Below are 26,564 nucleotides of genomic sequence, written 5' to 3'. Positions count from 1 at the left end.
CTCGCTCCCACAGGGGAATGTATTTCAACTGTGGGAGCGAGCCTGCTCGCGAAGGTGTCGACCCGGGCTCAGAGCTGCCCGCGCAAGCCGAACCGCTTCATCAACGCCGACTCCAGCAAGCCCTTGGGCAACAACCCTGCCATCAACGGCAATGCCCGGCTGCCATTGCCCAATCGAAGCAGGCGCGGTGGCTTGCTCTGCTGCACGGCCTTGAGCAATCCGGCGGCAAACGCACTGGCCGGTGTCGGGTTGTCCTGGGAGGCCTTGGCCCGTGCCCGGATGCCTTCGCGCAACGGGAACCACGGCGATTGTTCGCTGATCAACTGCTCAGCTTCGTGGCCGGCATTCTTGGCGAAACTGGAGGCGATGGCACCGGGCTGGACTTCCATCACCCGCACCCCAAAGGGCGCCAGTTCCATGCGCAAGGCATCGCTCAGGGCATGCACCGCGGCTTTGGACGCGCAGTAAGCACCTGCAAACGGCGTGACCAGAATTCCCGAAACGCTGCCGATGTTCACCACGATGCCTTTGGCCCGTCGCAACACGGGAAACAACGCACGGGTCACGCCAACGATGGCGAACACGTTGGTTTCGAACTGACGTTGCATCGCCTGCACACCGCCATCGAGCAACGGCCCCATGGCGCCGTAGCCGGCGTTGTTGACCAGCACATCGAGGCCGCCATGTTGCTGGTTGATGCGTTCGCTCAACTGTTCGAGTGCCTGGCCATCGTTGACGTCCAGTTGCACGGCGATAAAACCGGCCGCGGTCAGCGCTGCGACATCTTCAGCCTTGCGGGCGCTGGCCCAGACTTCGTAGCCAGCAGCCTTGAACGCATCGGCGAGGGCGCGGCCGATGCCGCTGGAACATCCGGTAATCAACGCAACGGGCATGGCGCGGTCCTTGTGCGGAAAGGTAAGGTGAGGTCAGTCCGAGAAACTACCCTGCAAACGCTCGGCGCGAAACTCCAAAGTTTCCGGGCGATAGCCGGGCCGCAGGGGCGGCAGCGGCAAGCAGTCTTCCCAGTTGCCACCGGCCTGCAATTCGCCAGGTCCGCGGTAGCGTGGGGCGGTGTACTGATTGTCGGCGAGATTGACCGTGTCGCCCGGTGCATAAGCGGCAACACGCCAGCGCAATTCGGTCAGCGGTACATCGTTGCCGTTGTTCAGGGTCAGTTGCAGCGGTCGGTCTGCCGGGCAGTGTTGCGGTGCGTAGCTGATGCGCAATTCCAGGCGCTCCAGTTGCTTGAGCTCGCGGTGGTCCATCCAGATGACCCAGGTAGCGACGATGCCCAGTCCCAAGGCAGCCACCATGGACACCGGCAAGGCCTTGGCCGGATAGCGCAGCAACAGGATCAACCAGGTGATGACCAACAGGACACCGATGAACATGATGCGCAAACCTCGGGGGGATAGAGGGTCATCCTACCTAAGCGTGGGGGAGGTTGGCGATGGGTGAGATTTGCGGTGGATGTGCTGGCCCCTTCGCGAGCAGGCTCGCTCCCACAGTGGACCGGAGTTGACCACAAAGTTTGTGACCGACTCAAAACCCTGTGGGAGCGAGCCTGCTCGCGAAGGGGCCAGGTCTGACAACACAAAACCCCGGAAAAAAAAGCCCCCGCCCAACTCACTGCGGATAGGGGACGCAGTGAACCGGGCGGGGGCTTTTATTTCAGCGCTCGCTTACTGCGCGATGGTCTTTACCGAAACGCCACTCTCGATCGGCGCGGTGCGACCGTAGATATCTTCAAAGCGCTGGATATCGTCTTCGCCCAGATAGCTGCCCGATTGCACTTCGATGATCTCAAGCGGAATCTTGCCCGGGTTGCGCAAACGGTGAACCGAAGCGATCGGAATGTAGGTCGACTGGTTTTCGGTCAACAGGAACACATTCTCATCGCAGGTCACTTCAGCCGTGCCGCTGACAACGATCCAGTGCTCGGCGCGGTGGTGGTGCATCTGCAGCGACAGGCACGCGCCCGGCTTGACCGAGATGTGCTTGACCTGGAAGCGCCCGCCCATGTCCACCGAGTCGTAGGAGCCCCATGGACGATAGACTTCGCAGTGGTTCTGGGTTTCGCTGCGGCCCTGTTCGTTGAGGGTGTTGACCATCTGCTTGACGCCCTGGACCTTGTCCTTGTGGACAATCATCATGGCGTCCTTGGTCTCGACCACGACGATGTTTTCCAGGCCGATCACCGAGACCAGCTTGCCGTTGCCGTGGATCATGCAATTCTTGCTGTCCTGGATCACCACGTCGCCTTTGGTGACGTTGCCATTGGCATCTTTTGCGTTCACTTCCCACAACGACGACCAGCAGCCGACATCACTCCAGCCTGCAGTCAATGGCACGACGCAGGCGCGCTGGGTCTTTTCCATCACCGAATAGTCGATGGAATTGTCCGGGCAGCAGGCGAACGTGGCTTCGTCGATGCTGACGGTGTCGGCGTCTTGAGCGCTGCGCTCCAGGGTCAACAGGCAGGTGTCATAGATATCCGGGTCGTGTTTCTTCAGCTCTTCGAGGAAGCGGCTGGCGCGGAACAGGAACATGCCGCTGTTCCAGAAGTAACCGCCGGACTGGACATATTCGGTGGCGCGTTTGACGTCCGGTTTTTCGACGAAGTGCGAAACGCGGCTGACGCCTTCGGGCAGCAGCGAATCGTTGGTCGACTTGATGTAGCCATAACCGGTTTCCGGTTTGGTGGCCGGTACGCCGAACAGCACCATTTCGCCGTTTTCGGCGGCGACGGTGGCCAACGCCAGGGCGCGTTGCAGGGCTTTCTGGTCTTCCAGCACGTGGTCGGCCGGCAGTACCAGCATCAGCTCGTCGCGACCTTCGTTGACCAGCATCATCGCGGTCAGGGCCACGGCCGGCGCAGTGTTGCGGCCGAACGGTTCCATCAGGATGCGCTGGGTTTCCAGTTTGCGAGCGGCCAGTTGCTCGTTGACGATGAAGCGATGGTCCTTGTTGCAGACCACGATCGGTGTGTCCATACCGTCGAACACCAGGCGTTCCAGGGTTTGCTGGAACAGGGTGTGCTCGCCGGTCAGGGCCAGGAACTGTTTCGGGAATTGCTTACGGGAAAGCGGCCAAAGACGTGAGCCACTACCACCTGACAAGATCACCGGAATCATGTTTGTTACTCCTTGAAAATCGTTTGGTTAGAGCTACGAACGCTGTGTCGTTTCACTCTTGTTCTTGTTCCGTGTCCAAAGGCTGACTGTCCTGGGTAGGAGCTGCCGAAGGCTGCGATCTTTTGATCTTTGACGTTCTTGAAAATCATTGAAGATCAAAAGATCGCAGCCTGCGGCAGCTCCTACAGGGGACTGTGTTTCATCCTCTGGAAAAAATGATTAGCGCGTCGATACCGGGCGTTTTACCCAGACCGGCGACAGGCTGCTGCCGCTGCCGGTGACGTACAGCACCGCGGCTTCACCGCGTTCCAGGGCGACTGGCTTCACGTCGCCAACTTTCGTTGCGCCATCGTATAGCGCCAGGCTGACCTTCACCGGGTTGATTTCACGCTCGCCACGGCCCTTGGCGGCCACGTTCGGGACCACGTCGGTCTTGCCGTCGGCGGTTTTCAGGGTCAGCGCCTTGTCGCTGAGGTTCTGCACGCGTACCAGGGATTTCTGCTTGTTCCGGAACGGCGGCTCTTCGATCAGTTGCGGGGCGCCGCTGGCGTTGTTGACCAGGGTGTAATAGTGGTCGCCGGCCAGTTTCACCGGCAGCGTCTGGCTGCCGACCTTGGCGCTGTAGTCACCGCCCGGCATGAAGCTGAAGTCGCTGCTGGACAGTGGCGCGACATCGCTCAGGTTGGTGCTGCCGACGGTGGCGCTGACTTCGGCGTTACTGGCGTTGTAGATGCGCACGAAGGACGAGCCTTTCGGTGCGGTCGGGCCGTACAGCGCGGCGTCGCCAGCGGCGAACGCTTGCATCGAAAGCACGCTCATACCAGCAACCAGAGCAAAAGTCTTGGCGAGACGGCGAGGAGTAGTCTTGAAAGTCATGGTAGTACCTCTCTCTTTCAGTTTTGCGCCCGGTCGGGCGTCTCGGATTTAGTGTTTGCGGCTACGTTTTGTTGGCGGGCACCGGCTTGTTTAAGCTCTGCGACCCACTGCGGGTCGGCGTCGCCGATTTCGTTGTTCACAGGCAGATAACGTTCAGGAAACTCCCAGATCAGCACTTGTGGCGGGCTGTTCTTGAATGCGTCGCTCTTGAGGTAGCTGAGCATCGGCAGGATCGGGCCGTGGCCGTCTTCGGCGTAACTGACCACGTCGCTGCGCAGGGCTTGTTTCAGCGCGCCGACGAAGTTCCAGTTCGGGTTGGCGCTGTAGCTGGTGCCGATCAGCGCAACCGGTACTTCGGTGTTGGCGAACAGGGCATCGTCACCAGCCGGCTGGTCTTGCGCGGCAACGGTGTTGCGCTTCTGCAAAGGCTCTTGCGCCGGCATCAGGTTTTCGAACAGTGGGTCCAGCGGCAGGAACAGGCGCAGGTCGCCCTTGTGGGTGATTTTCTCCGCGGGTTCAGTGACGAAGTCTTGCGGTTCGCCGCTCAGCGGGTACTTGTCGGCAATGGTCTTGGCCAGGCGATCGGCGGCAACCTCGGCGCCTTCCGGGGTCCAGTGGGTGTCGGTGCGCAGGAACACTTGCTTGCCGTCGTTTTTGGCCGCTTGCAAGGGGCCCAGCAAATCAGGGGCAAGGATGCGGTTAGCGGCCAGGCGCTTGTGGAAGTCCTGGTAAAGGTTGGCGTGGATGCTGGCCGGTTTCGCCTCACCCAGGTGTTCCGGGTACAGGCGCACCTTGGCCGGAACCACCGCCATCACCAGTTTCACGCCTTTGTCCTTCAGGGTTTGACGCACGCCTTCGACCAGCGCGTAGTTGCCTTGCAGGTTCAGCTCTTCGTTGACGACCGGATGGAATTCTTCATCGCTGTACAGCCACTGGTCGCGACCGAGCACAACGCCAGGACGACCTTCGTTGAACAGTTTGAAATCCAGCGCGGCCCAGAGGTTGGTGCCCAGGCGCTTGATCGGGAATTCCTCGTCGTAGTGCGTCTCCACGGCCTTGGTCCAGCGGCCGTTGAGCACTGTCGCATCGGCGTTGGTGCTGAAGCCGAGGAAGCTGCGGACCGACCACAGGCCCAGGGCCAGCAGCGTCACCAGGAACAGGGCGATGTAGAAGATGCGTAATGAGCGGGTCATGGTCAGATCCCTCAGAACTGGAAGTAAAGGAACGGCGAGAAGCTTTGCGCCGAGAGTTTGAGAATCGAGGCGATGAACAGCAGCAGCACCAGGGCACGCATTGCGTAGCGTGACCAGTCAGCAGTCCAGTAGGCCGGTTGCACCTGGGCTTCGACGCCGACGGTGTAGCCAGGCTGGTGGATGCTCGCCGGGTTATCCCCAGGCACGGCTTTGATCGTGCCGGCTGTTGCGGCGGCCGGACCGTCTGCATCGACGTTCACCGCAGGCTTGGTCTTGACCGGTGGCTGATTGCTGTAGAAATCACGCAGGCCGAAGAACGCCAGGGTTACGTAGGCCACGATCAGGGTTGCGATCTGCAAGCCGGTGAGGCTGGCCTGGTTGAGTTCCGACAGCGACCATTCGCCGAAGCTGAACATGGCGCCGTACATGCGACCGGCCACGTGCAGGTTTTCCGCACGGAAGATCACCCAGCCCATCACCACCAGCAGGAAGGTCAGTGCCCAGCGGATCGGGTTGAAGCTGCGCGGCGAAGTGTTCAGGCCGATGGCTTTCTCGATCGCCAGCCACATGCCGTGCCACGCACCCCAGACGATGTAGGTGATGTTCGCACCGTGCCAAAGGCCACCGAGCAGCATGGTCAGGAACAGGTTGCGATAGGTGGTCAGCGTGCCTTTGCGGTTACCGCCCAGGGTGATGTACAGGTAGTCACGCAGCCAGGTCGACAGGCTGATGTGCCAGCGGCGCCAGAACTCGGTGATTGACTGGCTGATGTACGGCTGCTTGAAGTTTTCCATGAAGCGGAAACCCATCATCAAGCCCAGGCCGATGGCCATGTCGCTGTAGCCGGAGAAGTCGAAGTACAACTGCGCGGTGTAGGCGAGGGCGCCGAGCCAGGCATCACCCGTGGTCGGGTTTTGCAGGGCGAAGCAATGGTCAGCCACCACCGCGAGGGTGTCGGCGATGAAGACCTTCTTGATGAAACCCTGCATGAACCGCGTGCAGCCCTCGGAGAACTTGTCGAGGGTATGGGTGCGGTTGTTGAACTGGTCGGCCAGGTCGCGAAAACGCAACACGGGACCGGCGATCAGGTGCGGGAAGATCGCCACGAACGCTGCGAAGTCGATCAGGTTGCGAGTCGCCGGGGTATCACCACGGTAGACGTCGATGATGTAGCTGATGGACTCGAAGATGTAGAACGAGATACCGATCGGCAGCAGCACGTGGGTCAGGATGAATGGCTCAAGACCGACCGAGGTCATCATGGCGTTGATGCTGTCGACGCCGAAGTTGGCGTACTTGAAGTAGCCGAGGATACACAGGTCGACGGCAACGCCCAGCAGCAGCCAGCGCTGCGCCGGTTTGGTCCTGACGCCGGCGGCACCGACTTTCAGGCCGATCCAGTAGTTCCACAGCGTGACCGCCGCGAACAGTGCGAGGAAGTCCACACGCCACCAGGCGTAGAACATATAGCTGGCAATCAGCAGCAGCAAATTGCGATAGCGTTGCCCGCTCAAGTAGTACAAGCCGAGAAAGATCGGCAAGAACAAAAACAGGAACACGTTGGATGAAAACACCATCCCGATCTCTCCTTGTCTGAAACTACATTCAAGGGCCAACGGCCCCCCCAACCCCCCCGCAAAATCCGGAGAGATACATGATCGTTCCCACGCTCTGCGTGGGAATGCCTCAATGGACGCTCTGCGTCCGCTTCGGCATGTGACGCGGAGCGTCACGGGCTGCATTCCCACGCAGAGCGTGGGAACGATCAGCGTTGACTCAACTGCCTTTGTTACCCTTCTCGTTCGCCGGGTCATAGACCTTGGTCAGGTCACCGCCGAGGCGGAAGGTCTTGAACGGTTGCATCTTGTGCTTCTTCTCCAGCACATCCGGCGAGCAGGTGTAGAGCGTGCAGAACGGTTCGAGCCAGGCGAATTTCGAGTCGACCTTCAGGTCGGTCATGTCCTGTTCCTTGCCGTTCTTTTCTTCGAACTCGTCAGGATCTTTCACCCCGGCCAGCACGCGATCACCCAGGCGCTTGAGCGCGCTGTTGTTTTCCTGGCGCAGATCCACGCCATTGACCTGGGCGAAACTGGCGATCATCGCCAGCGGCGGCAGGGCGTAGTTGTGATAGGCCAGCGCCCGTTGCTGGCGCTTGAGTTCGTTGGGCAAGAATCCCTGGGCGTCGACCTGATTGACGCCGACCTTGTATTCCTTGACGGCCCAGTCGAACAGGTCGCGGCGGTTGGTGGCGACGGACGTTGCCATCACCGACCAGGCTGCCCAGTACGAGTGGTTGTTGGTTTTTTCCAGCGGCAGGTTGTCCCAGTCGCTGACCACCTGATCGGCCATCTTGCTGAACCAGGCCTCAATCAGCTGCGACTCCTGCTGATGGTTGGCCAGCGGACGGGAGTCGGAGAATTTCAGGCGGATGTACGAAGACGCCATGCTGCCCAATGCCCATTTGCGCATCGACTTGCCGGTGTGGTTGAAGTCCTTGGACATCAAGGCATCCGCCTTGGCCCATGCAGTCAACCAGTTCAACGTGCATTCCAGCTGTTCCGGACGACCATCGCGCATGAACTGCATGACGCGCTTGCTGGTACCGCGCTCGATCTTGGTGATGTCGGCGGTGCTGTCACGAAAGGCTTTTTCCGATTGCACGTTCAGCGTTGAACGCGCTTTGTCCGAGCCTTCGTACTTGCTGCGAAATTGCAGCGAGCCGGTGTACGGTGTCGGCATCGCATCACAGTCTTCGCTCTTGTCGCCGGCTTTGACTTTCTCGATGGGCGCGAAGTAACCCTGCGGCGGACGCAATGGCGCCGCGGCTTGAGTTGCGCCGGCGAACATCGCCAGGCTCAAAAGCGTCGGCGCCAACAGTTTTTTCAAGTTCGGATTTCGCATAGCAGACCTCATTGCCCGGCTGAAGCGGTACGTTGCCCAGCGTCCGGGAATACGTTGCGTTTGCAGACTTTCGCTTCGACTTTCTGTGGCGCGGCGCCTGCTTTTTCAGGCCCCTGGATTTCGACGGCCAGCAGATTCTGCGAGGCCCAGTCTTCGTCCGTGCGCAACTCGAAGGCGAAACGCCCGTCGGTGTCGGAAGTTTCCGGTTTTTCGATCTTGATGTCCTCGTGGCGCCCGTTCATGTACCAGAGGGTGGCTTGCAGGGTTTTCACCGAGGTGTCGGCGAAGCGGATGTCGACCTGGTGACTGCTGTTTTGCAGATTCAGGTTTTTGCTGTTGACCATCAGTTCGTTCTTGCCAGGTTTCAGGGTGGTGCTGCCGGACAACTGTGCAGCCTTGCCTTCGCAACCGTTGTCCAGCAGCGCCATCATCTGGCGGTAGATGGTTTCCTGGTCCAGGCGATAGAGCGGCGAGAATTCCCAGATGAGAATTTTCGGTGGAGTCTTCTGGAACTCGTCGCTGCCCAGGTACTGCAGCATCGAACCTTCCAGGCCGCCGCCGGGGAAGGCTACGTTGAGCACATCGGCGCCGATGGCCTCTTCGAGGAAACCGGAGAAGTTGTAGTTCTTGCCGCTGTGACTGGTGCCGACCAGGGTGATCTGCGGATTGCCGGATTCACCGAACAGATCGCCATCACCTGCCTCACCCTTGGGTTCGGTGGTGAATTGATCCATGTACTGGACCGCATAGCTGGTGCCACAGAGTTGACCGGCCATGTTATGCAACGTTCCGTTCTTGCCCATGCGACCCGACTTGTGGGTCTCGAATTCACGCTTGGGAATGTCGGCGAAGGCCGGAATCTGCTTGACCTTCTCGGCCACGATTTTCGCCGTGCGCTGCGCGCCATAAGGCGTCCAGTGCTGGTCGCCCCGGAAGTAGAAGTCGTGGGCGGGCAGGGTCTCGGGCAGCTGTTCGTTGGTCAGCGGCGACAGGTCCGGCACCACGTAACCCATCTGCGCGAAGCGGCCGAGCATGGTCTTGTAGTTCTTCAATGCCTTGTCGAAGTCGAAGCTGGCTTTCTCTGCCGGGTTCAACTTGTTGCGGTTCACCAGGCCACGGGTGGGTTGATAAACCACCACGAGTTCCACGCCTTTGCTCTTGAACGCATCGTGCAGTTGCTTCATGCGCTTGTAGCCGGCGGGCGTGGTGTCGAATTCGGTGCGCAAGTCTTCCTGGGTACGAAACAACCAGTCGCCTTGAGCCTGCACCAGGGTGGTGAAGTTCTGCTGGTAGCGCGTGGTGTAGTTCTTCGGATCGTGGGCCGCGGGGCACAGGCTGCAGCACGGTTCGGCGCTGAATTTCGGTGGACTTACGTTACCGGCAGCATCGTCTGCTCGCACACCGCCGCTGGCGGCGAGAATGCCGGCGGTCAGGGCCGACAGGCTGAGTAATTTGATCAAGTGTGGGTGCATAAAATTATCCTCAGTCCTGCATTTCGGTCTGGCGTTCGACAGGGTCGATCAGCACGGCTTTCTGCTGGCGCACCAGCAGGTCGAGAATTTCATCCTGGCGCTCGCCGAGGATCCCCGTGAAGCTGATGCCGCTGGTTTTGGTCGGTGCGAGCATGGACACGCGATACAACTCGACGCTCAACGGCGAGTCGATGGACAGCGGGCCACTGCCGTTGGCCGCCAGTTCACCGCCGACCACGATCAGCGACACCTGGGCGTCGAACGGGTCGAGCTTGATGTCACGGTCGGTGTCGCTCAGGTCCTTGATGTGCCCGTAGACGCCGGTCAGGCCGTTGGCCATGGCGATGTTTTCGTAGAGGCGGATGTTCACGCTGTTACGAACGCGGATGCCATGGCGCCGGTTGCTGATCACCTTGTTGCCCCACAGCAGGTTGTCGCCACTCTCGTAGAGAGTGATGCCGTCGGTGTGGTTCTGGTAGATCTCGTTGTAGGCGATCAGGTTGTTGATGCTGTTACGGTCGATCACGATGCCCGACAACTTGTTGTCGTAGCTGCGGTTGTTGAAGATGAAGCTGTCGTTGACCTCACGGGAAATGATGATCCCGTGCTTCTTCTTCGTGCCATGCACCGTGTTGTCGGCAATGATCAGGCCATGGGAACGGTCATGCGGGTCAATGCCGTAGACGATGTTGTCCTTGTAGGTGTTGCCCTTGACCACGAAATCGCGGGTTTCGTAGCAGTAGAAGCCGTACCACATGTCCGAGAATTCGGAACCGATGATCCAGCCGGTCGGTTCAGGACGCTTGAGCACCTTCGCCATGTTCGGCGTGTACTGGGAAATACTCACACCGTAGGACTTACTGTTGGCGTAGCCGAAACTGGCCATCTTGCTGTTGGCGATGTAGGTCTCGGTGCCACCCCAGGCCAGCAGGAACGGGCGGAATTCCTTGGGCGACTTGAAGGCCGCCGGGCCGTTCGCCTTCTCGCTCCAGCCAGTGACCTTGGTATCACGCACGAACAACTGTCCGTCGTTGACCAGGAACGAACCGGCCTCCTGGGACAGGCGCAGTTCCTGGGTCTGTTGGTCGATTTCCAGGATGCCTTTCTCACCCACGACGATCGGCAATCTGGCCAGGAATACGCCCGGCGAAGTTTCGCTGAAGTACTGCTTGGGTAGCTTCTTGGCCAGGTCCTTGAGGTTCATGTAGCCGTCGTCGACGAAGATCGCCTGTGGGATGCCGTGCTGACGCACCACCCACTCGGCCATCTTGTTGTCGCCACCGATGAAGTCCTTCAGGGCGTTCTCTTGCATCATCCGGCGCACGCTGATCTTGCCGGCCTTTGTGCGCACGATTTTCGCGGCGATCGCCTCGGCGGTGTAGCCCGAGGTGTCCGGCAGTTTCGGCTTGGCCAACTCCAGCGGCGCGACCGGCGCGCTGCTGACGGTGTAGGTCCTGGCGTGTTGCAGTCCCTTGGCCATGGTGACCGGCTTGGTTGCTTGAGGCGCCGCCGACTCCACATTGGCCTGCGCTGCGTTGGCGAAGCTGGCCGCGCTGGCCAGTAGCAACGCGCTGGCCAACAGGCTGATCGAGCCTTTCATGGCTTGATGATTCATCTGGGAGACTCCCTTCGCAATGTGCATCAGAAGCGCCAGACCACGTCGACGAACGCGCGGTGCATGTACGAATCGACTTCTTTGCCATAGGCATCGCCCGGTTTGAACACACCGCCGCGGAAGCGCACCAGGGCCGAAGGTTCATCGATCTTCTGGCTCAACGCCGCCGGCAACAGGCCTTGCTTGAAGTACTTGGTGACTACCAGATCCATTTCCTGGCCGAGGTCTTTGTCGCCATCGTTGAGCGGCAGGGAGGTGCTGGACAGTACGGCGCCGGTAACGTCGTCGGTGTTGTTCTGCACCGCGTCAATGCCGTCGCTGGTGATCGGCTTGTTACCGTCGACACGCCAGAATTTGTGGTAGATCAGGCTGGCGTCGTATTCGTCGTTAAGCATCCATGAACCGAACAGCGTGGCCGATTGCATGTTGTTCATTTCGCCACGGAAGGCTTCGCCGAAACGGTGCACCCGCGAGCGGGTACCGGTGTAGTTCGAGCGGTTGCTTTCCAGGCCGTTCTGTTCGTAATCGGCGCTGGCACGGGCGTAGGCGGCACCGACCTGCCATTGCGGATCCAGGCGCAGGCGTACACCGAGGTCGGTAGCCCAGCCATCGACATTGCCGCTGCTCTTGGGTTGCGCGGGGGCGGTTCCATCGGCGTTCAGCGGGTTGACCGTATCGCGGTCGCCACTCATGCCGGTGATGCTGCCCCAGTAGTTGAAGGTGTTGGTGTTGCGCCAGTTATAGGCGTCGCTGTTGGCCTGCAGGCCCAGCCAACTGATGTCGCCGTTCTGTTTCTTGTCCAGCGAATCACTGGCAACCCCTGGCTGCGCGTAGTCCAGCTTGCCGTCATCGTGGGTGTGATGACCGCGGATGCCGGCCCAATGACCTGGTGTCCACTGGTATTCGGCATCGGCGTAGGCGTGCAGGCGGTCCTTGTCCTTGGGTGCCAGTTCCTTGAGATCGGTGCGGTACTCGCTGAAGCGTTCGGCGATACCGGCGTTGGCGCGCAACAGCGTGGTGTCGAAGGTCCAGTTCAGGGCTTCGATGTTGGTGTCACGCCATTGACCGTCATCGTTGTTCAGACGCTGGCGACCGAGTTTGAGGATCTCGCCGGGGTAGGGCGTGAAGCCGCTGTAGCCGACCCAGAACTCGCGCATCGCCAGGTAGTTCTTCTTGGTTTTGCGGTCGCTGTTGTCGGTATTCTGCGTGCCATCGCTGGCGGATTCCTGCAAGGTGTCGGTCTCGATGATGTCCGTTGACGTCACGGCCTGGCCCATGGCATACGCGCTCCACGCGCCGCTCTCGCCATACACCCAAGGGCGCAAGTCCAGGCCCAGGCCGTTGACGTCGCCGCCACTCTGGGTGCCGAGGTCACGGTCGTCCTCGGACTGGCCGGTGATTTTCACGTCCAGGCCGTAGTTCTTGGTTTCTTCTGTCATCGCCGCCAGTGTCGGGCAGGACCAGATCAGCGCGAACGTCAGGCCGATACCGGCCTTCATGAATGGATTCAACTTCATAGGGATTCCTCGCCGTCTTCTTCTTGCAGGGCGTGCAGTTGCAGCGTGTTCTGGCTCAAGTTGCCGCGAACGGCCTGTTCCTGTTTCAACAGGCGTTGGGCCTGGGCCAGCTGCGCAGGTGGCAGTTGGGCTTCAAGTGTTTGCGCAAGCTCGGTGGCTTGTGGGGTGTTCTGGGCCTTGGCGAGCTGGCTGAACACGTACGCATTGAGTGGGTCAGGCTTGGTGCCTTTGCCTTGGGAAAACAGTTGGGCGATGGCGAAGTCGGCACTGTTCTGGCCATTGCGCGCAGCGGTCAGCAGGTGGTCGAGGGCCTTCTGCGGGTAGACCTTGCCCAGGTAGCCACGGCGATAGATCTGGCCGAGGTAGTAATCGGCGGCGATTTCGCGGCCGACTGCTTTCTGGAAGTGTTCCTCGGCGACCTTGGCGTCGGCCGGGACCATCTTGCCTTCATAGTAGAGCTTGCCCAGCAGCAGCTCGGCGCGCGGTTGGTCAGCGGCGCGGCCGTTGTCCAGGTACTTCATCATCTGGTCGACATCGCCAAGTTCCGGGAAGTCATAGAGCAGTTGCGCCAGGCTGACCCAGGAAGCGGGGTAGCCGGGGGCGATCTCTTCGAGCAGCGACTGCGCGGTTTTTTCGTCGGTCTTGCCCAGGCTCGCATCGCCGAGCACGCGAGCCACACTGTCCACCCGCTGGGCGGAGACGGTGCCGCGACTGTGCGCCGCCTGCATCTGCTTGATCAGCTCGGCCTGTTGTTCCGGTTTACCTTGTTTCTGGTAGACCGTGGCCAGTTCGACGTAGCAGATGTCGGTGGTGTTGAGCGCGGCTTTGCAGACCGTTTCGACTTCATCGAGATGCTGGTCGTAGGTGCCTTGGGTGCGATAGAGCAGCACCTGCGCCAGACCCGCTTCCGGTTTGCCTTCGGCGCGCCATTGGCTGATCTGCTGTTGCGCATTGACGTTGGGGAAGCTGTGCGGATATTGCAGATACAGCATCGCCAACGGGATCAGGGTGTTGCCTTCACCGGCGGCCGAGGCCTTTTTCAACAGGCCTTCGGCTTCGTGCTGTTCAGCTTCGGTTGAACCAGGTTTGGCCACCAGCAGGCGACCCAGGCGTGCCTGGGCACGCGGTGAAACGCTGGCGGCGGCGCGGTAGGTCGCCTCGGCCTGTTTCATCTGCGCCGGGTCGCGGCTGTCGACCTGAATATCGGCCAGGCCGACCTGGGCTTCGCTGTAGCCCAGCTCCGCCAGTTGCTGGTAGTTCGCCGCCGCGGTGGCGGTATCGCCACGCTTGAGCGCTTCGTTGGCCAGGCGTTGGTCGGGCAGGCCGGCGCAACCCGCCAGGCTGACTGCCAATGCTACTGCACACAGAGATCCCATGTGGGAGCGAGCCTGCTCGCGAAGCAGACCACTTGGTGCATCAGACAGACCGCGCTGAGCCCTTCGCGAGCAGGCTCGCTCCCACAGGGCTTTTGGTGTTCTGAGGATTGGTGGAATCGTCACAGGCATGTCCTCCGGTTACAGACCAGCAGCCATGGCTTTATCGATCAGCCAGTTCAGGTTAGGGCCACGGTCGCTGTTAACTTCCACGGGACGGCCGGCCAGGTTGCTGCCCAGGGCTTCGTCAGGCTGGATCAGTACGCGGATGTCGGAGGACAGGTCGGCGCTTTTCAGGCTGGTGCTGCTGACGATTTTGCCGGTGCGGGTCTTGTCTTCGCCGGCGATCTGGAAGCGCACCGGGGTGCCCGGCAATACGTCGCTGAACTGGCGATAGGAGAAGCGCGCCTCGACGTTGGCTTCGGTGTTGCGTGGCACCAGCTGGAAGATCACGTCACCCTTGCTGGCGTATTGACCGTTGGACACCATTTGCTGGGCCACGATGCAATCGCAAGGCGACGTCAGGGTGCCCGTCATTTGCTTGCCGAAGAGCTCTGCAACCTTGGCCGGGGCCAGTTGATCGTCTTCCAGGTGACCTTTGAGCACGTCGAGCATGCTGGTGCTGAAGGTTGCCAGCGGCGCGCCTTTGGCGGCAACGCCATCAGCTTTCACCAGGCTCTGCACGGTGCCGTCGCGGGGCATGGTGATGTTCACACCCGGCACGCTGACAATGCCCGCCTGGGCGTGGCTGACAAAGTACATGCCGTACACCGACTTGAAGATGAAGCCGAACGCCGCCAGGCCGACGACAAAAATCCCCAGGCTGAAGGTCACCGCTTTCATGCGCCCGAAGGCGCTCATGCCGTGACCGCCATCCTTGTTCTTGCGCGCCTTGGTGAAGTTGTCGCGCTGCAGGGTCGCCAGCACTTCGCCGATGGTGACGATGTCGCCGGCCAGGTGCGACGTGATCAGGTGGCGCAAGGTCGAAATGTCTTGCGGCTCCAGGTTCTGGAACTGGCAACCGGTGCGACCGGTCTCGCGATCGCAGGAACGTACCTGCAATTCCACGTCCATGGCCAGGCCAAGGTTGTCGATGACGAATTGCAGTCGGGCCTTGTACTTGTCGCCGACTTTCAGTGGCAGTTGCCCGGCGTTGAAGGCCAGGCCACCGGCGGAAAGGTCGATCACTCGCGCCTCGACCGGGGTCCGGTCAGGGCCGAAGAAACGCAGCTTGGCCGGGATTTTCACGCGGGCGTGTTGGCGCTGGGCTTCGGATTCGTGCACTACGTTGGCGTTGACGGCGGTATTCATAAAGGCGATTTCCTGGTTAATTCAAAAAGGGGGCGGTCAGACCATCATCAGCAGCACGGCGACAAAGATGCTGCCGGCGGAGAAGGTCATGGTCCGAGACGACCAGGTGTTGAACCAACGTTGAAAGCTGGCGAGATCACGGGTCAGGGCAGTGGGCTGGCGAGTCCAGGACTGTTGGTCGAGGCGGAAGAACACGTAGATCTTCACCAGTGCGCCAACGATCTGGTTGTAATAGAGAATCGCTGGGTAGGCTGGACCGATCCGGTGGCCGGAGCACGACAGCAGCAGGGTCAGGATCAGGCGGGTGATGCCGATCCACAGCAGGTACACCAGGATGAACGCGGTGCCGTACTTGAAGCTGGCGATCAACGCCACGGTCAGGCCCAGCAGCGAGGTCCACATCGACACGCGCTGATCGAACAACACCACGGATGTGAACGCACCGAGGCGCTTGACCCCCAGGCCGAGTGCGCGGGAGTTCTGCCGCAGGTTGTTGCCGTACCAGCGGAACATCAGCTTGCGACTGGCCTTGATGAAGCTCTTTTCCGGAGGATGCTCGACGGTGTTGATCGCGGCATCAGGCACGTAGAAGGTGTCGTAGCCCAGGCGCATCAGGCTGAACCAGCTGGACTTGTCGTCGCCGGTGAGGAACTTGAAACGACCCAGGCGCCAGTGTTGCAGCGAGTCGCTTTCCACGTCGGCGATGAATTCCGGGTTGGTGACCACGGTGGCACGGAACACCGACATCCGCCCGGTCATGGTCAGCACGCGCTTGGACAGGGCCATCGAGCACATGTTGATGTGACGCTGGGCGAAACGCAGCTTGTGCCACTCGCTCATGATGTAGCCGCCGCGCACTTCGCAGAATTCGTTGGTGGTCAGGCCACCGACGTTGCCGAACAGCTGGAACCACGGCACGGTCTTGCGCACGACGCCTTCGCCGAGCACGGTATCGCCATCGATCACGGCCACCACGGCGCGGTCGTCCGGCAGGTGACGGGAGATGGCGCGGAAACCGAAAGCCAGGCCATCGCGCTTGCCTGTACCGGGAATGCGCACGAAGTCGAGCTTCACCCGGGCAGGCGGATTCATCCGGCTCCACAGGCTCTTGACCAGCAGTTCATCGGACATTTCGACGATGGAGCAGACCACGGTGGTCGGCAACTCGCAGTCGATCGCTTCGCGGATCACTGAGCTGTAGACCTGCGCGGTGGTCAGGGCGTCGATACGGAAACTGGTGACCATCAAAAATACGTGGGACGGGTCCGCCGCCTTGCCCAGCTTGCGCACTTTGCGCCGCAGGTGCGGATAGACCACGTACAGGAACAGCATGCCGCGCAGGAAGTGCGTGGCACCCATCGAGTAGCGCCAGATACCGACGATACCGATCAGGAAAATGAAGTCCTTCGACTCGGAGTCGAACGTGGACACAGGCAGCGCCATGGCGATGCCCATCAGTAAACTTAGATAAAACAGCCAACCGGCGGCCTGGAGTAGGCCGTTCTTTAGCCTGTGCATAATCGGAATCCTAAAGTCAGTTGCAAGTCTCGCGCCCCTGTAGGAGCCGGCTTGTCGGCGATGGCGATCTCAGGTACGCCATCGCTGGCAAGCCAGCTCCTACAGATTTGCGGTGATCTGTAGGAGCCGGCTTGCTGGCGATCAGCTTGAAGCGCTTACAACCCGCCGGTTACCAGCAAATGCCTTCAGCCCGGCCATCCGTGCTGGTGGCCTTGGACATGAAGCCGACCAGGTCGATCACTTGCTTGCCGTGCGGGACGTTCTGCACCAGGGCGCGGAATTTCTCGTCACGGTTGCCGAGGATGATCACGTCGGAGTTGTTGATCACCGCGTCGAAGTCGGAATTGAGCAAGGACGAGACGTGCGGGATCTTCGACTCGATGTAGTCCTTGTTCGCACCGTGGACACGGGCGTACTCGACGTTGCTGTCGTAGATGCTCAGGTCGTAGCCCTTGCCGATCAGCATTTCTGCCAGGTCAACCAATGGGCTCTCGCGCAGGTCGTCGGTGCCGGCCTTGAAGCTCAGGCCCAGCAGCGCGACTTTGCGTTTGTCGTGGCTGGACACGATGTCGAAGGCGTTCTGCACCTGGGACTCGTTACTGCGCATCAGCGAGTTGAGCAGCGGTGCTTCGACGTCCAGGGAACCGGCGCGGTAGGTCAGGGCGCGCACGTCCTTGGGCAGGCAGGAGCCGCCGAAGGCGAAGCCTGGGCGCATGTAGTACTGGGACAGGTTCAGGGTCTTGTCCTGGCAAACCACGTCCATCACTTCACGACCATCGACGCCGACGGCCTTGGCGATGTTGCCGATCTCGTTGGCGAAGGTCACCTTGGTGGCGTGCCACACGTTGCAGGTGTACTTGATCATTTCGGCAACGGCGATGTCCTTGCGGATGATCGGCGCGTCGAGTTCTTCGTACAGCGATTGCAGGACGTCGCCCGAGGCCTTGTCGAACTCGCCGATGACGGTCATTGGCGGTTGGTCGTAGTCGGCGATCGCGGTGCTTTCACGCAGGAACTCAGGGTTGACCGCGACACCGAAATCGACACCGGCCTTCTTGCCGGAGCAGTCTTCGAGAATCGGGATGACAACGTTTGCCACGGTACCCGGCAGAACGGTGCTGCGGACCACGATAGTGTGACGGGTAGTCTTGTCGCGCAGGACAAAACCGATCTCGCGGCACACGGCCTCGATGTAGTTCAGTTCCAGGTCGCCGTTCTTCTTGCTCGGCGTGCCGACGCAAATCATCGACAGGTCGGTATCGCGAATCGCCTCGGCGAAGTTGGTCGTGCCGCGCAGACGGCCAGTCTCGATTCCCTGCGCCAGAAGTTCGCCCAGGCCCGGTTCAACGATCGGCGATTTGCCGGCGTTGATCATATCGATCTTGTCTTTGGCAACATCGACGCCAACGACGTCATGGCCCCGTGCAGACAGGCAACCGGCACAGACGGCGCCAACGTAACCCAAACCAAATATGCTGATGCGCATCGCAATTACCTCTCTATTATCAAGCCTGTTTTCATCGGGCCATTAGTTGGCCGAAGTTAAGGGTGTTCAGCGGTCATAGTGCACGGGCAACTACGGCTTATAGGCGCCACAGTGTCGCGTGCAGGCATTCAAAGTTTCGAGTGTCTAAACAGTTCACTCAAAGTGTGCGCAACTAGGCCTTATTGTTCTGATGTGCCTTGCCATGCAGCCGGTCTTCCAGTCAGAAGACAATGGGCAAAGGTCTTGCGCGCTCAAAGCCAGGCCGTGAGGCCTGTAAATCAAGCGGTTGGGTGCTCAGGGAAGCACGTTTATAGGGGGCGCAGCCTTGGCCTTGTAAGGGATAGTGATATGCGTATCTCCAGTCCTTAATGTGTTGCCCAAATCAGAGATCAGTCTGCCAAAGTTAATATGACAACTTGGCTGCGTAGATCTCTTCTCTGCGTAAGTTATCTCGTACACGCATTGAGAGATTCGTTACAGGTGGTATGAGCTACGCATTTGGACATAGTTCCAGCCCACCCATCGCGAATTTTGAAATTTCTTGAAATATTGAGAAAGATGGCACTGCTCTCATATTGATAGCACTTGCGATTTGGCCCTTTATATATTGGCTCAATGTCCTGTCTGGTAGTTTTGTGCCACTACTGAGAAAAATTTTCAGTGCCACTACAAAAAAAATCACTGACGTCCAGTGAAACAAAAGTTAGCAAATTGGGTGTTGGTTTTTTGGCGTCAAAGGATCGACGAATGGGGCGGGGGATTGTCGGACGATCAGGCATCGGTGCGCGACAGCTCATGAGTCGCGCACCGATCAGTTGCTTACTCTGAAGTGTGGTCGCGCAGGAACACCAGACTGTCTGGTTTAGACTGTTCGGCACTGTACCGATAGCCTTCAACGTCAAACTTTTTCAAGTCTGCCGGATCGTTGATGCGCTCTTCGATGATGAAGCGGCTCATCATGCCCCGGGCCTTTTTCGCGTAGAAGCTGATGATCTTGTACTGACCGTTCTTCAGGTCCTTGAAGTCGGTGTTGATGATGCGTGCCTTCAAGGCGCTGCGCTTGACCGCCGAGAAATACTCGTTGGAGGCCAGGTTGAGCAGCACGTCATCGCCCTGATCGGCCAGGGCTTCGTTCAACCACTCGCTGATACGTGTGCCCCAGAAGGCATACAGGTCCTTGCCCCGGGCATTGGCCAGCTTGGTGCCCATTTCCAGGCGGTACGGTTGCATCAGGTCCAGGGGGCGTAGCAGGCCATACAGGCCCGAAAGCATGCGTAGATGCTGCTGGGCGTAGTCGAAGTCGGCTTCGTTGAAGGTTTGTGCATTGAGCCCGGTGTAGACGTCGCCCTTGAAGGCTAGCAAAGCCTGCTTGGCGTTGGCCGGGGTAAAGGCGGGTGTCCAGCTACCAAATCGGGCGGCGTTGAGCCCGCCGATCTTGTCGGAAACGTGCATCAACTCGCTGATCTGCGCCGGGGTCAGGTCGCGCAATTGCTGGATCAGTTCCTGGGAGTGGTCGAGGTACTGCGGCTGGGTAAAGCGCTGGGTCGCCGGCGGTGTTTCGTAATCAAGGGTCTTGGCGGGGGAAATCACCATCAGCATGAAGTCGTCTCCTTTAATCGTGGCGGCGATTCTAGGGGGTTGTCATCGTTGACTCCAGCTATGGGTGTGATAGGTGATCGGTGGTGTCATGGGACAAGATCGCAGCCTCGCTTCGCGAGACAGCTCCTACGGGACCGCGTTGGCGTGAAATCGGAACATGCATTCCTGTAGGAGCTGTCGAGCGAAGCGAGGCTGCGATCTTTTGATCTTCCCGCGATATAGTGCCGCCCGGGTTTTGTTATGGAGACATCCCATTGCGTATCGTTTTTCTGCTCAGCGCCTGGCTGCTGGGCTTCGGCGTCATGGCGGCGCCAGGTGAAGTGGCCACGCTGGATCGCAGCACCTGGCCGGAAAAGCTCGACAACCCGACCCTGTTCGATGTCGCGTCGCGTGCCGAAATCCTCATGTTCGCCCGTGTGCTGCTGGCCAGTGAATCCCTGGACGAAGCGGCACTGGCGCAACGCCTGGGCCTGCGCACGATCAACCTGGAGTCGGTCAATCGTGTTCGCCAGCGTCTATGGCAACGCCTGTTGGCCAACTACAACTTCGCCCAACAGAGTTGCGACCAGGATGCCTCCTTCTGTTTCCTGGTCGAGGACATGGCCACCTTGCGCGAGCAGGCTGGCAAGTTCCAGCTCAGCGAAGACAGCTACTACATACGCTGGGCCGAACCAAGTCGCCTGTTCCACACCCAGTACCTGGATGAGCAACTGCGCAAGGCGGCACTGTTTCCGCAAACCAGCAGTGAAGTCGATCATTTTGGAGACTATGAGCGCAATGGCGACGCGATGCATGACCGGCTGTTCCTGTTGACGTTCGACAGCGCCGCCAATGCCGTGCCGGACAATACCGACTGGGTCGCCGAGTACTTGCGCAAGGCCAACCTGAGCGGCACGTTCTTCGTGCTCGGCAAGGACCTCCAGGCGCGCCTGGGCGAGCGCCCGGGGACCAGTCTGCAAGCAACCTGGTCAACCCAGTGCGTCGGTGTGCAGGGCTGGGAGTTTCGCTCCCACAGCCATTGGCAGGATTGGCAGGACTCGGTACGCCGCAGCGTCGAGCCGGCCAAGAACAAACTGCCGGAAAACTTCGTCCCCCTGTTTCGCCCGCCCGACGGCCAGCGTCGCGCCGACGCCGGCGCTTTCTTCAAAGCCCAGGGGTTGCAGGTCGCCTTGTGGGATATCGATGCCCAGGACGGCGCGGGCAAGCTCAAGGGCAGCCAGAGTGCGCAACGGGTGTTGACCCTGATGCTGCTGTGGCGCCATGGGGTAATCAATTTCAATGTGAAACAGGACGGGGTGAAAACGGCGTTGCCCTGGCTGATCACGCAAACGGCGCAAAGCGGGATCGGTTGGGAAGACTGTCAGGAAGGGTTCCGCTGAAAACGGCCAAAGCCCGGAAACATTGGGTAAGTGGCGATTTTTGAGGGGGTTTTGCTGCAGGTTGATCTCCGACTGTAAACAAGTGATGGCAGTCCGCCAAGGGCTTTTCGTCACTCTGCAAAATAAACTTCAAAAAAGCGTCAAAGTGCTTTTTTCTGTCATGGGTTTTGGAGTATTACGAAGACAGACCGCCGAAACCTGCAACACAGGTGGCGTCTTCCAAGACCCCGCATGTATGCAGAACACTTGAGTCCCCGCAGGTGTATTCGGTAGTCACTTCGAGGCGCAGCACCGCCAAGGTATTGCGTCCACTGGCTCTGACAAAGGTGACCGAGTATGGATGATCACGGACGTAGCTCTTCTTCCAACCAGCCAATCCTTTATGTACTCGATACCAACGTATTGATTCACGATCCAAACGCGCTGCTTAACTTCGAAGAACACCACGTCGCGATCCCGATGACCGTGCTTGAGGAACTCGACAAGCTCAAGAGCGGGCATCACAGCGTTGCCGCCGAATGTCGCCAGGCCATCAGGCTGATCGACAAGACCCTGGGTGATGCCTCGCCCGAGGACGTCGAGCAGGGCGTGCCGATCCAGCGGGGCAAGAGCGGGCCCAAGGGATTGCTGTCAATTCTGATGAGCAAGCAGGCTGAACCCCACATCGTTCTGCCTGAGCATCTGAATGACAACAGGATCATCAACCAACTGATCGACCTGCACGCACGCGAGCCGAAGAAGCCCGTGGTGCTGGTCACCAAAGACATCAACATGCGCCTCAAGGCGCGTGCCTGTGGGATCGCGGCCGAGGACTACAGCACCGACCAGTTGGTCGACGACGTGTCGCTGTTGCCTAATGGCTACCACAACATGAGCGGCTCCTTCTGGGACCGGGTAAGCAAGGTCGAGACCCGTCAGGACCACGGTCGCACCTGGCACCAGGTGCAGTTGATCGACAATCTGCCAGCCGTGCATATCAACGAATTCATCATCGATGAGCAGGGTTTCGTCGGCTGGATCAAGGAGATCGAGGAAGACAAACTGCTGATCCTGGACCTGCACCAGGAGCCCCTGCTGCACCAGGAAGCCTGGGGTTTGAAACCGCGTGACATCTATCAGAGCCTGGCGCTGTATGCCTTGCTTGATCCGGACATCCACTTGGTCAACCTGTCCGGTGCCGCAGGTTCCGGTAAAACCATCCTCGCGCTGGCCGCGGCCATCGAGCAGACCATGGTCAGCAAGCGCTACCGCCGCATCATCGCCACCCGCAGCGTGCAAGGCCTGGACCAGGAAATCGGCTTCCTGCCCGGCACCGAAGCGGAAAAAATGGAGCCTTGGCTGGGCGCTATCACCGACAACCTCGAAGCCTTGCACATGGATGACGAAAGCACCCATGGCAGCGTCGACTACATCCTCAGCAAAGTGCCGTTGCAGTTCAAATCCCTCAACTACATCCGTGGCCGCAGCTTCCAGCAGAGCCTGATCCTGATCGACGAATGCCAGAACCTCACACCGCACCAGATGAAAACCATCATCACCCGTGCCGGTGCCGGCTCCAAAGTGGTGTGCCTGGGTAACCTGGCGCAAATCGACACCCCTTACCTGTCCGCGACCAGCTCCGGGCTGACGTACCTGACCGAGCGCTTCAAGGACTTCCCTAACGGCGTGCACATCACCCTGCAAGGGGTGCCTCGTTCGATCCTGGCCGAATACGCCGAATCGCATCTGTAGCCACTTCACCCAGACCGGGCGGCCCCAAAAGCCGCCCGGTTTTTCATGCCCGACACAATTCCCCATTGTCGGAGCGAGCCTGCTCGCGAAGGTGTGTCAGTCGACACAGAGGTGCCTGATACGCCTTCGCGAGCAGGCTCGCTCCCACAGTGTTCTGTGGTGATCCGATAATCTCGCGTGCGGAAATCTGACCCACAGGTTTACAATCGGGACTCCTGATCAGGAGTAACCCCGTGCTGACTCATCTCGATTCCCAAGGTCGCGCCAATATGGTCGACGTCACCGAAAAAGCCGTGACGTTCCGTGAAGCGACGGCCCAAGCGCTGGTGCGCATGCTGCCCGAAACCTTGCAAATGATCGTAAGCGGCGGTCATCCCAAGGGTGATGTGTTCGCCGTGGCCCGCATTGCCGGCATTCAGGCGGCGAAAAAAACCAGTGACCTGATCCCCCTGTGCCATCCGTTGATGCTGACCGGGGTCAAGGTCGAGCTCAGTGCCGAAGGCGAGGACAGCGTACGCATCGTCGCGCGCTGCAAATTGTCCGGGCAGACCGGGGTCGAGATGGAAGCGCTGACGGCTGCCAGTGTCGCCGCCTTGACTATCTATGACATGTGCAAGGCCGTGGATCGTGGCATGACCATTGAAAGTGTACGGCTACTGGAAAAGGTCGGCGGCAAGAGCGGTCATTTTCAGGCGGATCCATCATGAACGTCACCGTGAAGTTTTTTGCTCGATATCGTGAAGCGCTGGGGTTGGACTCGATGAAGGTTCAAGGCGACTTCGCCACCGTCGATGACGTCCGCGCACTGTTGGCCCAGCGTGAGGGTGCCGAGGTATTGAGTGAGCAAAACCTGATGTGCGCCCGCAACGAAGACCTCTGCCAGCTCGATGAGCCGGTGAGCGATGGCGATGAAGTGGCGTTTTTCCCTACCGTGACCGGGGGCTGAGCCATGGCCATTCGCGTGCAATCGACCGCGTTCGATCCCGGTGCCGAAGTCAACGCCATGCACGATGCCAATGTCGGCGTCGGGGCGGTGGTGAGTTTTGTCGGCTATGTGCGCGACTTCAATGATGGCCTGGATGTCGCCGGGATGTTCCTCGAACACTACCCGGGCATGACCGAAAAGGCCCTTGGCAAGATCGCCACCGAGGCCGAGCAGCGCTGGCCCTTGCTCAAGCTGGAAGTGCTGCATCGCATCGGTGCCCTTGAGCCCGGCGAACCGATTGTCTTTGTCGGCACCGCCAGCGCCCACCGCCAGGCGGCATTCGACGCCTGCGCCTTTGTCATGGACTACCTGAAAACCCGCGCACCGTTCTGGAAGAAGGAAAACACCAGCGACGGCCCGCGTTGGGTCGAGGGGCGTGACAGCGATCATGCGGCGGCGGATCGCTGGAAGCAGTGACTCCGACGACTTCTGCAAGTACGCCTTCGCGAGCAGGCTCGCTCCCACAGGGGATTTTTGTCGAACACAGAATGTGTGTTCTTCAAAGTTCAAATGTGGGAGCGAGCCTGCTCGCGAAGGGGCCATCTGCAACATCCGATTTTCTCTTGACTCACCTCCCGACCAGAGGGTGATTTAAGAGCGCGGGCCGGATTGACGCCTAATACATAAAAGTCCAGTATGGATTTATAAGTACAAAAAAGGCTTCTCCCGTTTCTGCTCTTCTTCCATCTTGCCAAACCAACAACAACCCGCGAGAGAACGAACATGAAGAAATTCCCCCTCATCACCGGTCTGGCCCTGAGCTTGTTGGCGTGCAGCAGCGTGTTTGCCGCCGAGAAAACCCTGCGTATCGGCATCGAAGCGGCCTACCCGCCGTTCGCCTCCAAGACCGACAAAGGCGAAATCGTCGGTTTCGACTACGACATCGGCAATGCCCTGTGCGCGCAGATGAAGGTCAAGTGCGTGTGGGTCGAGGGCGAGTTCGACGGTCTGATTCCTTCCTTGAAAGTGAAGAAAATCGACATGGCGCTGTCGTCGATGACCATCAATGAAGACCGCAAGAAGTCGGTGGATTTCACCCACAAGTACTACTTCACCTCGTCGCGCCTGGTCATGAAGGAAGGCGCAGTCGTGGATGATCAATACAACAGCCTCAAGGGCAAGACCGTTGGCGTGCAACGGGCAACCACCACCGACCGCTACGCGACCGAAGTCTTCGAACCCAAGGGCGTCAACGTCAAGCGCTACAGCAACAACGAAGAGATCTACATGGACCTGGCAGCCGGTCGCCTCGATGCCATCTTTGCCGACACCATTCCGCTCAACGACTTCCTGTCGATGCCGCGCGGCAAGGGCTACGCATTTGCCGGCCCGGAGCTCAAGGACCCGAAATACGTGGGTGAGGGCGCGGGGATTGCGGTACGCAAGGGCAACACCGAGCTGGTATCACAGCTGAACGCCGCCATCGACGGCATTCGCGCCAATGGCGAGTACCAGAAGATTTCGCAACAGTACTTCAAGTCCGATATCTACGGCGACTGATCGATCGCTCCCGGGGCTTTCTCACGAAAGCCCCCGGTGCGCTGCAGATTCCCTGGATTTCGATGGTTTCAGGTTGAGGGCAAGTACGCTCGTCAGCACGATGATCATCCCGATGACGACCATGATCGAAGGGCGTTCAGCCAGGGCCACCGAGGCCATCAGCATGGCGGTGGGCGGAATCAGGTAAAGCGAAATGGACGCGCGGCTCACGTTGCTGTGCGCCAGTACATATGCCCAGGCGAGGTAAGCAAGGGCACTGGGGAAAATCCCCAGGATGAGCACCGCCAGATTGACCGATGCCGGGGCTTTCTGCACTTCACTCCACAACCCCGGTGCATACACAAGCAATAGAATGGTGCCCGACCAAAGGGTGTAGCACACCATTGTCAGCCCGTTGTAGCGATGGGAATGGCGTTTTTGCATGGCGAAATAAACACTCCAGGACAATGCCGCCAGCAGAATCAGAAACCCATGGGCATCCAGTTCACCAAGACCACGATCCCCCGTGACCACGACAGTGGCACCGAGCAAACCGCCCAGCACACAGACCCATTGCCAGTGGTTGACGCGCTCCTTGAGCACGAAATGCGCCAGTAACGTGCTGAACAGCGGCGTGGATTGTGCGAGGACACTCGCGGCGCCGGCGCTGACCTCTCGTTGGCCAAAGTTGAGGGCGATGTGGTGCAGACTAACAGCAAAGAATCCCAGGACAGCCAACAGCGGCAGGTCTTTCAGGCGAGGCAGGGAAATACCCATCACCCCTGCGACCCCGGCCATGAATGTCGAGGCGATGAGAAAGCGGATCAGCGCCAGATGACCGGGCTGGTAAGCCTCTAACCCGATGTGGATGCCAATGGGCGAATAGGCCCAGCAAAGGATGACGAAAAAAGCCGCCAGGACGATTCTAGCGCCAGGGCTTTTGGCGAAAGACTGGATCTTGCGCTGGATAAAATCCATAGACTGCCTGATTCCCC

At 59.6% G+C, this 26,564-nt stretch carries 22 protein-coding genes; 6 read left to right on the top strand and 16 right to left on the bottom strand.

The genetic code is table 11. The features are described 5' to 3' along the window. Positions 1-68 precede the first annotated feature (68 nt). The 15 genes from PG5_RS09415 to yaaA all read right to left on the bottom strand — a co-directional run bounded on the left by PG5_RS09415 (position 69) and on the right by yaaA (position 19,995). Entirely contained in the window at positions 69-893 is an 825-nt protein-coding gene (locus PG5_RS09415; RefSeq protein WP_020796874.1) for an SDR family oxidoreductase, read from the bottom strand. A 33-nt stretch (positions 894-926) separates the two neighbouring features. Continuing rightward, positions 927-1,391: a hypothetical protein gene (locus PG5_RS09410; RefSeq protein WP_020796873.1), complete on the bottom strand. Its 465-nt coding sequence runs from the start codon at positions 1,389-1,391 to the stop codon at positions 927-929. Between the two features lie 291 nt (positions 1,392-1,682). Further along, positions 1,683-3,134 (bottom strand): mannose-1-phosphate guanylyltransferase/mannose-6-phosphate isomerase, encoded by a 1,452-nt coding sequence (locus PG5_RS09405; protein WP_020796872.1) that lies wholly within the window; start codon positions 3,132-3,134, stop codon positions 1,683-1,685. A 219-nt stretch (positions 3,135-3,353) separates the two neighbouring features. After that, entirely contained in the window at positions 3,354-4,010 is a 657-nt protein-coding gene (locus PG5_RS09400) for an alginate O-acetyltransferase AlgF (protein ID WP_042955313.1), read from the bottom strand. A gap of 17 nt (positions 4,011-4,027) precedes the next feature. Continuing rightward, positions 4,028-5,203 (bottom strand): alginate O-acetyltransferase, encoded by a 1,176-nt coding sequence (locus tag PG5_RS09395; protein WP_020796870.1) that lies wholly within the window; start codon positions 5,201-5,203, stop codon positions 4,028-4,030. A gap of 11 nt (positions 5,204-5,214) precedes the next feature. After that, positions 5,215-6,780 carry an MBOAT family protein gene (locus PG5_RS09390; RefSeq protein WP_020796869.1) on the bottom strand — a complete coding sequence of 522 codons (1,566 nt, stop codon included), beginning with the start codon at positions 6,778-6,780 and terminating at the stop codon, positions 5,215-5,217. A gap of 199 nt (positions 6,781-6,979) precedes the next feature. Continuing rightward, the gene (locus tag PG5_RS09385) at positions 6,980-8,104 is read right to left on the bottom strand and encodes a mannuronate-specific alginate lyase (RefSeq protein ID WP_020796868.1); all 1,125 of its coding nucleotides are present in this window, start codon (positions 8,102-8,104) and stop codon (positions 6,980-6,982) included. 8 nt (positions 8,105-8,112) lie between these two features. Further along, positions 8,113-9,576, bottom strand: coding sequence for an alginate O-acetyltransferase (locus PG5_RS09380; RefSeq protein WP_020796867.1), 1,464 nt, complete (start codon positions 9,574-9,576; stop codon positions 8,113-8,115). 10 nt (positions 9,577-9,586) lie between these two features. Next, the gene (gene algG, locus PG5_RS09375) at positions 9,587-11,191 is read right to left on the bottom strand and encodes a mannuronan 5-epimerase AlgG (protein ID WP_020796866.1); all 1,605 of its coding nucleotides are present in this window, start codon (positions 11,189-11,191) and stop codon (positions 9,587-9,589) included. Positions 11,192-11,217: 26 nt separating this feature from the next. Beyond that, positions 11,218-12,708: an alginate export family protein gene (locus PG5_RS09370; RefSeq protein WP_020796865.1), complete on the bottom strand. Its 1,491-nt coding sequence runs from the start codon at positions 12,706-12,708 to the stop codon at positions 11,218-11,220. Beyond that, a complete protein-coding gene (algK, locus tag PG5_RS09365; RefSeq protein WP_020796864.1) occupies positions 12,705-14,084 on the bottom strand; it encodes an alginate biosynthesis TPR repeat lipoprotein AlgK in 1,380 nt (459 codons plus the stop codon). The genes PG5_RS09370 and algK overlap by 4 nt, the downstream gene beginning before the upstream one ends. A gap of 138 nt (positions 14,085-14,222) precedes the next feature. Continuing rightward, positions 14,223-15,392 (bottom strand): alginate biosynthesis protein Alg44, encoded by a 1,170-nt coding sequence (locus PG5_RS09360; protein WP_020796863.1) that lies wholly within the window; start codon positions 15,390-15,392, stop codon positions 14,223-14,225. A gap of 36 nt (positions 15,393-15,428) precedes the next feature. Continuing rightward, a complete protein-coding gene (gene alg8 / locus PG5_RS09355; protein ID WP_020796862.1) occupies positions 15,429-16,910 on the bottom strand; it encodes a mannuronan synthase in 1,482 nt (493 codons plus the stop codon). Positions 16,911-17,079: 169 nt separating this feature from the next. Continuing rightward, on the bottom strand, positions 17,080-18,396 hold the full coding sequence (locus PG5_RS09350) for a nucleotide sugar dehydrogenase (RefSeq protein WP_020796861.1): 1,317 nt from the start codon (positions 18,394-18,396) through the stop codon (positions 17,080-17,082). A gap of 819 nt (positions 18,397-19,215) precedes the next feature. Continuing rightward, the gene (gene yaaA / locus PG5_RS09345) at positions 19,216-19,995 is read right to left on the bottom strand and encodes a peroxide stress protein YaaA (RefSeq protein WP_020796860.1); all 780 of its coding nucleotides are present in this window, start codon (positions 19,993-19,995) and stop codon (positions 19,216-19,218) included. A gap of 254 nt (positions 19,996-20,249) precedes the next feature. Here yaaA and PG5_RS09340 point away from each other — a divergent pair, with 254 nt between their 5' ends. The 6 genes from PG5_RS09340 (at position 20,250) to PG5_RS09315 (ending at position 25,590) form a co-directional block, all read left to right on the top strand. Continuing rightward, the gene (locus PG5_RS09340) at positions 20,250-21,374 is read left to right on the top strand and encodes a polysaccharide deacetylase family protein (protein ID WP_020796859.1); all 1,125 of its coding nucleotides are present in this window, start codon (positions 20,250-20,252) and stop codon (positions 21,372-21,374) included. Positions 21,375-21,710: 336 nt separating this feature from the next. After that, the gene (locus PG5_RS09335; protein WP_020796858.1) at positions 21,711-23,105 is read left to right on the top strand and encodes a PhoH family protein; all 1,395 of its coding nucleotides are present in this window, start codon (positions 21,711-21,713) and stop codon (positions 23,103-23,105) included. A 233-nt stretch (positions 23,106-23,338) separates the two neighbouring features. Beyond that, positions 23,339-23,812 (top strand): cyclic pyranopterin monophosphate synthase MoaC, encoded by a 474-nt coding sequence (gene moaC / locus PG5_RS09330; protein ID WP_020796857.1) that lies wholly within the window; start codon positions 23,339-23,341, stop codon positions 23,810-23,812. Next, positions 23,809-24,051 carry a molybdopterin converting factor subunit 1 gene (gene moaD / locus PG5_RS09325; protein ID WP_020796856.1) on the top strand — a complete coding sequence of 81 codons (243 nt, stop codon included), beginning with the start codon at positions 23,809-23,811 and terminating at the stop codon, positions 24,049-24,051. Before moaC ends, moaD begins: the two co-directional genes overlap by 4 nt. 3 nt (positions 24,052-24,054) lie before the next feature. Then, positions 24,055-24,507, top strand: a complete 453-nt coding sequence (gene moaE / locus PG5_RS09320; protein ID WP_020796855.1) for a molybdopterin synthase catalytic subunit MoaE — start codon at positions 24,055-24,057, stop codon at positions 24,505-24,507. Positions 24,508-24,813: 306 nt separating this feature from the next. Next, entirely contained in the window at positions 24,814-25,590 is a 777-nt protein-coding gene (locus tag PG5_RS09315; protein WP_020796854.1) for an ABC transporter substrate-binding protein, read from the top strand. A 21-nt stretch (positions 25,591-25,611) separates the two neighbouring features. On the opposite strand, the gene PG5_RS09310 is transcribed toward PG5_RS09315, so the two are convergent. Next, entirely contained in the window at positions 25,612-26,547 is a 936-nt protein-coding gene (locus PG5_RS09310; RefSeq protein ID WP_020796853.1) for a DMT family transporter, read from the bottom strand. Positions 26,548-26,564: the final 17 nt, after the last annotated feature.

Source organism: Pseudomonas sp. G5(2012), assembly GCF_000408945.1.
GTDB lineage: Bacteria > Pseudomonadota > Gammaproteobacteria > Pseudomonadales > Pseudomonadaceae > Aquipseudomonas > Aquipseudomonas umsongensis.
This window is presented reverse-complemented; position numbering and strand designations above follow the sequence as displayed.

Coding starts and splice junctions, on each gene's coding strand:
- PG5_RS09315 (WP_020796854.1), top strand. CDS start 24,814: ATGAAGAAATTCCCCCTCATCACCGGTCTGGCCCTGAGCTTGTTGGCG.
- PG5_RS09370 (WP_020796865.1), bottom strand. CDS start 12,708: ATGAAGTTGAATCCATTCATGAAGGCCGGTATCGGCCTGACGTTCGCG.
- PG5_RS09410 (WP_020796873.1), bottom strand. CDS start 1,391: ATGTTCATCGGTGTCCTGTTGGTCATCACCTGGTTGATCCTGTTGCTG.
- PG5_RS09335 (WP_020796858.1), top strand. CDS start 21,711: ATGGATGATCACGGACGTAGCTCTTCTTCCAACCAGCCAATCCTTTAT.
- PG5_RS09415 (WP_020796874.1), bottom strand. CDS start 893: ATGCCCGTTGCGTTGATTACCGGATGTTCCAGCGGCATCGGCCGCGCC.
- PG5_RS09380 (WP_020796867.1), bottom strand. CDS start 9,576: ATGCACCCACACTTGATCAAATTACTCAGCCTGTCGGCCCTGACCGCC.
- PG5_RS09360 (WP_020796863.1), bottom strand. CDS start 15,392: ATGAATACCGCCGTCAACGCCAACGTAGTGCACGAATCCGAAGCCCAG.
- PG5_RS09405 (WP_020796872.1), bottom strand. CDS start 3,134: ATGATTCCGGTGATCTTGTCAGGTGGTAGTGGCTCACGTCTTTGGCCG.
- moaD (WP_020796856.1), top strand. CDS start 23,809: ATGAACGTCACCGTGAAGTTTTTTGCTCGATATCGTGAAGCGCTGGGG.
- PG5_RS09395 (WP_020796870.1), bottom strand. CDS start 5,203: ATGACCCGCTCATTACGCATCTTCTACATCGCCCTGTTCCTGGTGACG.
- PG5_RS09390 (WP_020796869.1), bottom strand. CDS start 6,780: ATGGTGTTTTCATCCAACGTGTTCCTGTTTTTGTTCTTGCCGATCTTT.
- algK (WP_020796864.1), bottom strand. CDS start 14,084: ATGGGATCTCTGTGTGCAGTAGCATTGGCAGTCAGCCTGGCGGGTTGC.
- yaaA (WP_020796860.1), bottom strand. CDS start 19,995: ATGCTGATGGTGATTTCCCCCGCCAAGACCCTTGATTACGAAACACCG.
- alg8 (WP_020796862.1), bottom strand. CDS start 16,910: ATGCACAGGCTAAAGAACGGCCTACTCCAGGCCGCCGGTTGGCTGTTT.
- algG (WP_020796866.1), bottom strand. CDS start 11,191: ATGAATCATCAAGCCATGAAAGGCTCGATCAGCCTGTTGGCCAGCGCG.
- moaE (WP_020796855.1), top strand. CDS start 24,055: ATGGCCATTCGCGTGCAATCGACCGCGTTCGATCCCGGTGCCGAAGTC.
- PG5_RS09385 (WP_020796868.1), bottom strand. CDS start 8,104: ATGCGAAATCCGAACTTGAAAAAACTGTTGGCGCCGACGCTTTTGAGC.
- PG5_RS09310 (WP_020796853.1), bottom strand. CDS start 26,547: ATGGATTTTATCCAGCGCAAGATCCAGTCTTTCGCCAAAAGCCCTGGC.
- PG5_RS09350 (WP_020796861.1), bottom strand. CDS start 18,396: ATGCGCATCAGCATATTTGGTTTGGGTTACGTTGGCGCCGTCTGTGCC.
- PG5_RS09400 (WP_042955313.1), bottom strand. CDS start 4,010: ATGACTTTCAAGACTACTCCTCGCCGTCTCGCCAAGACTTTTGCTCTG.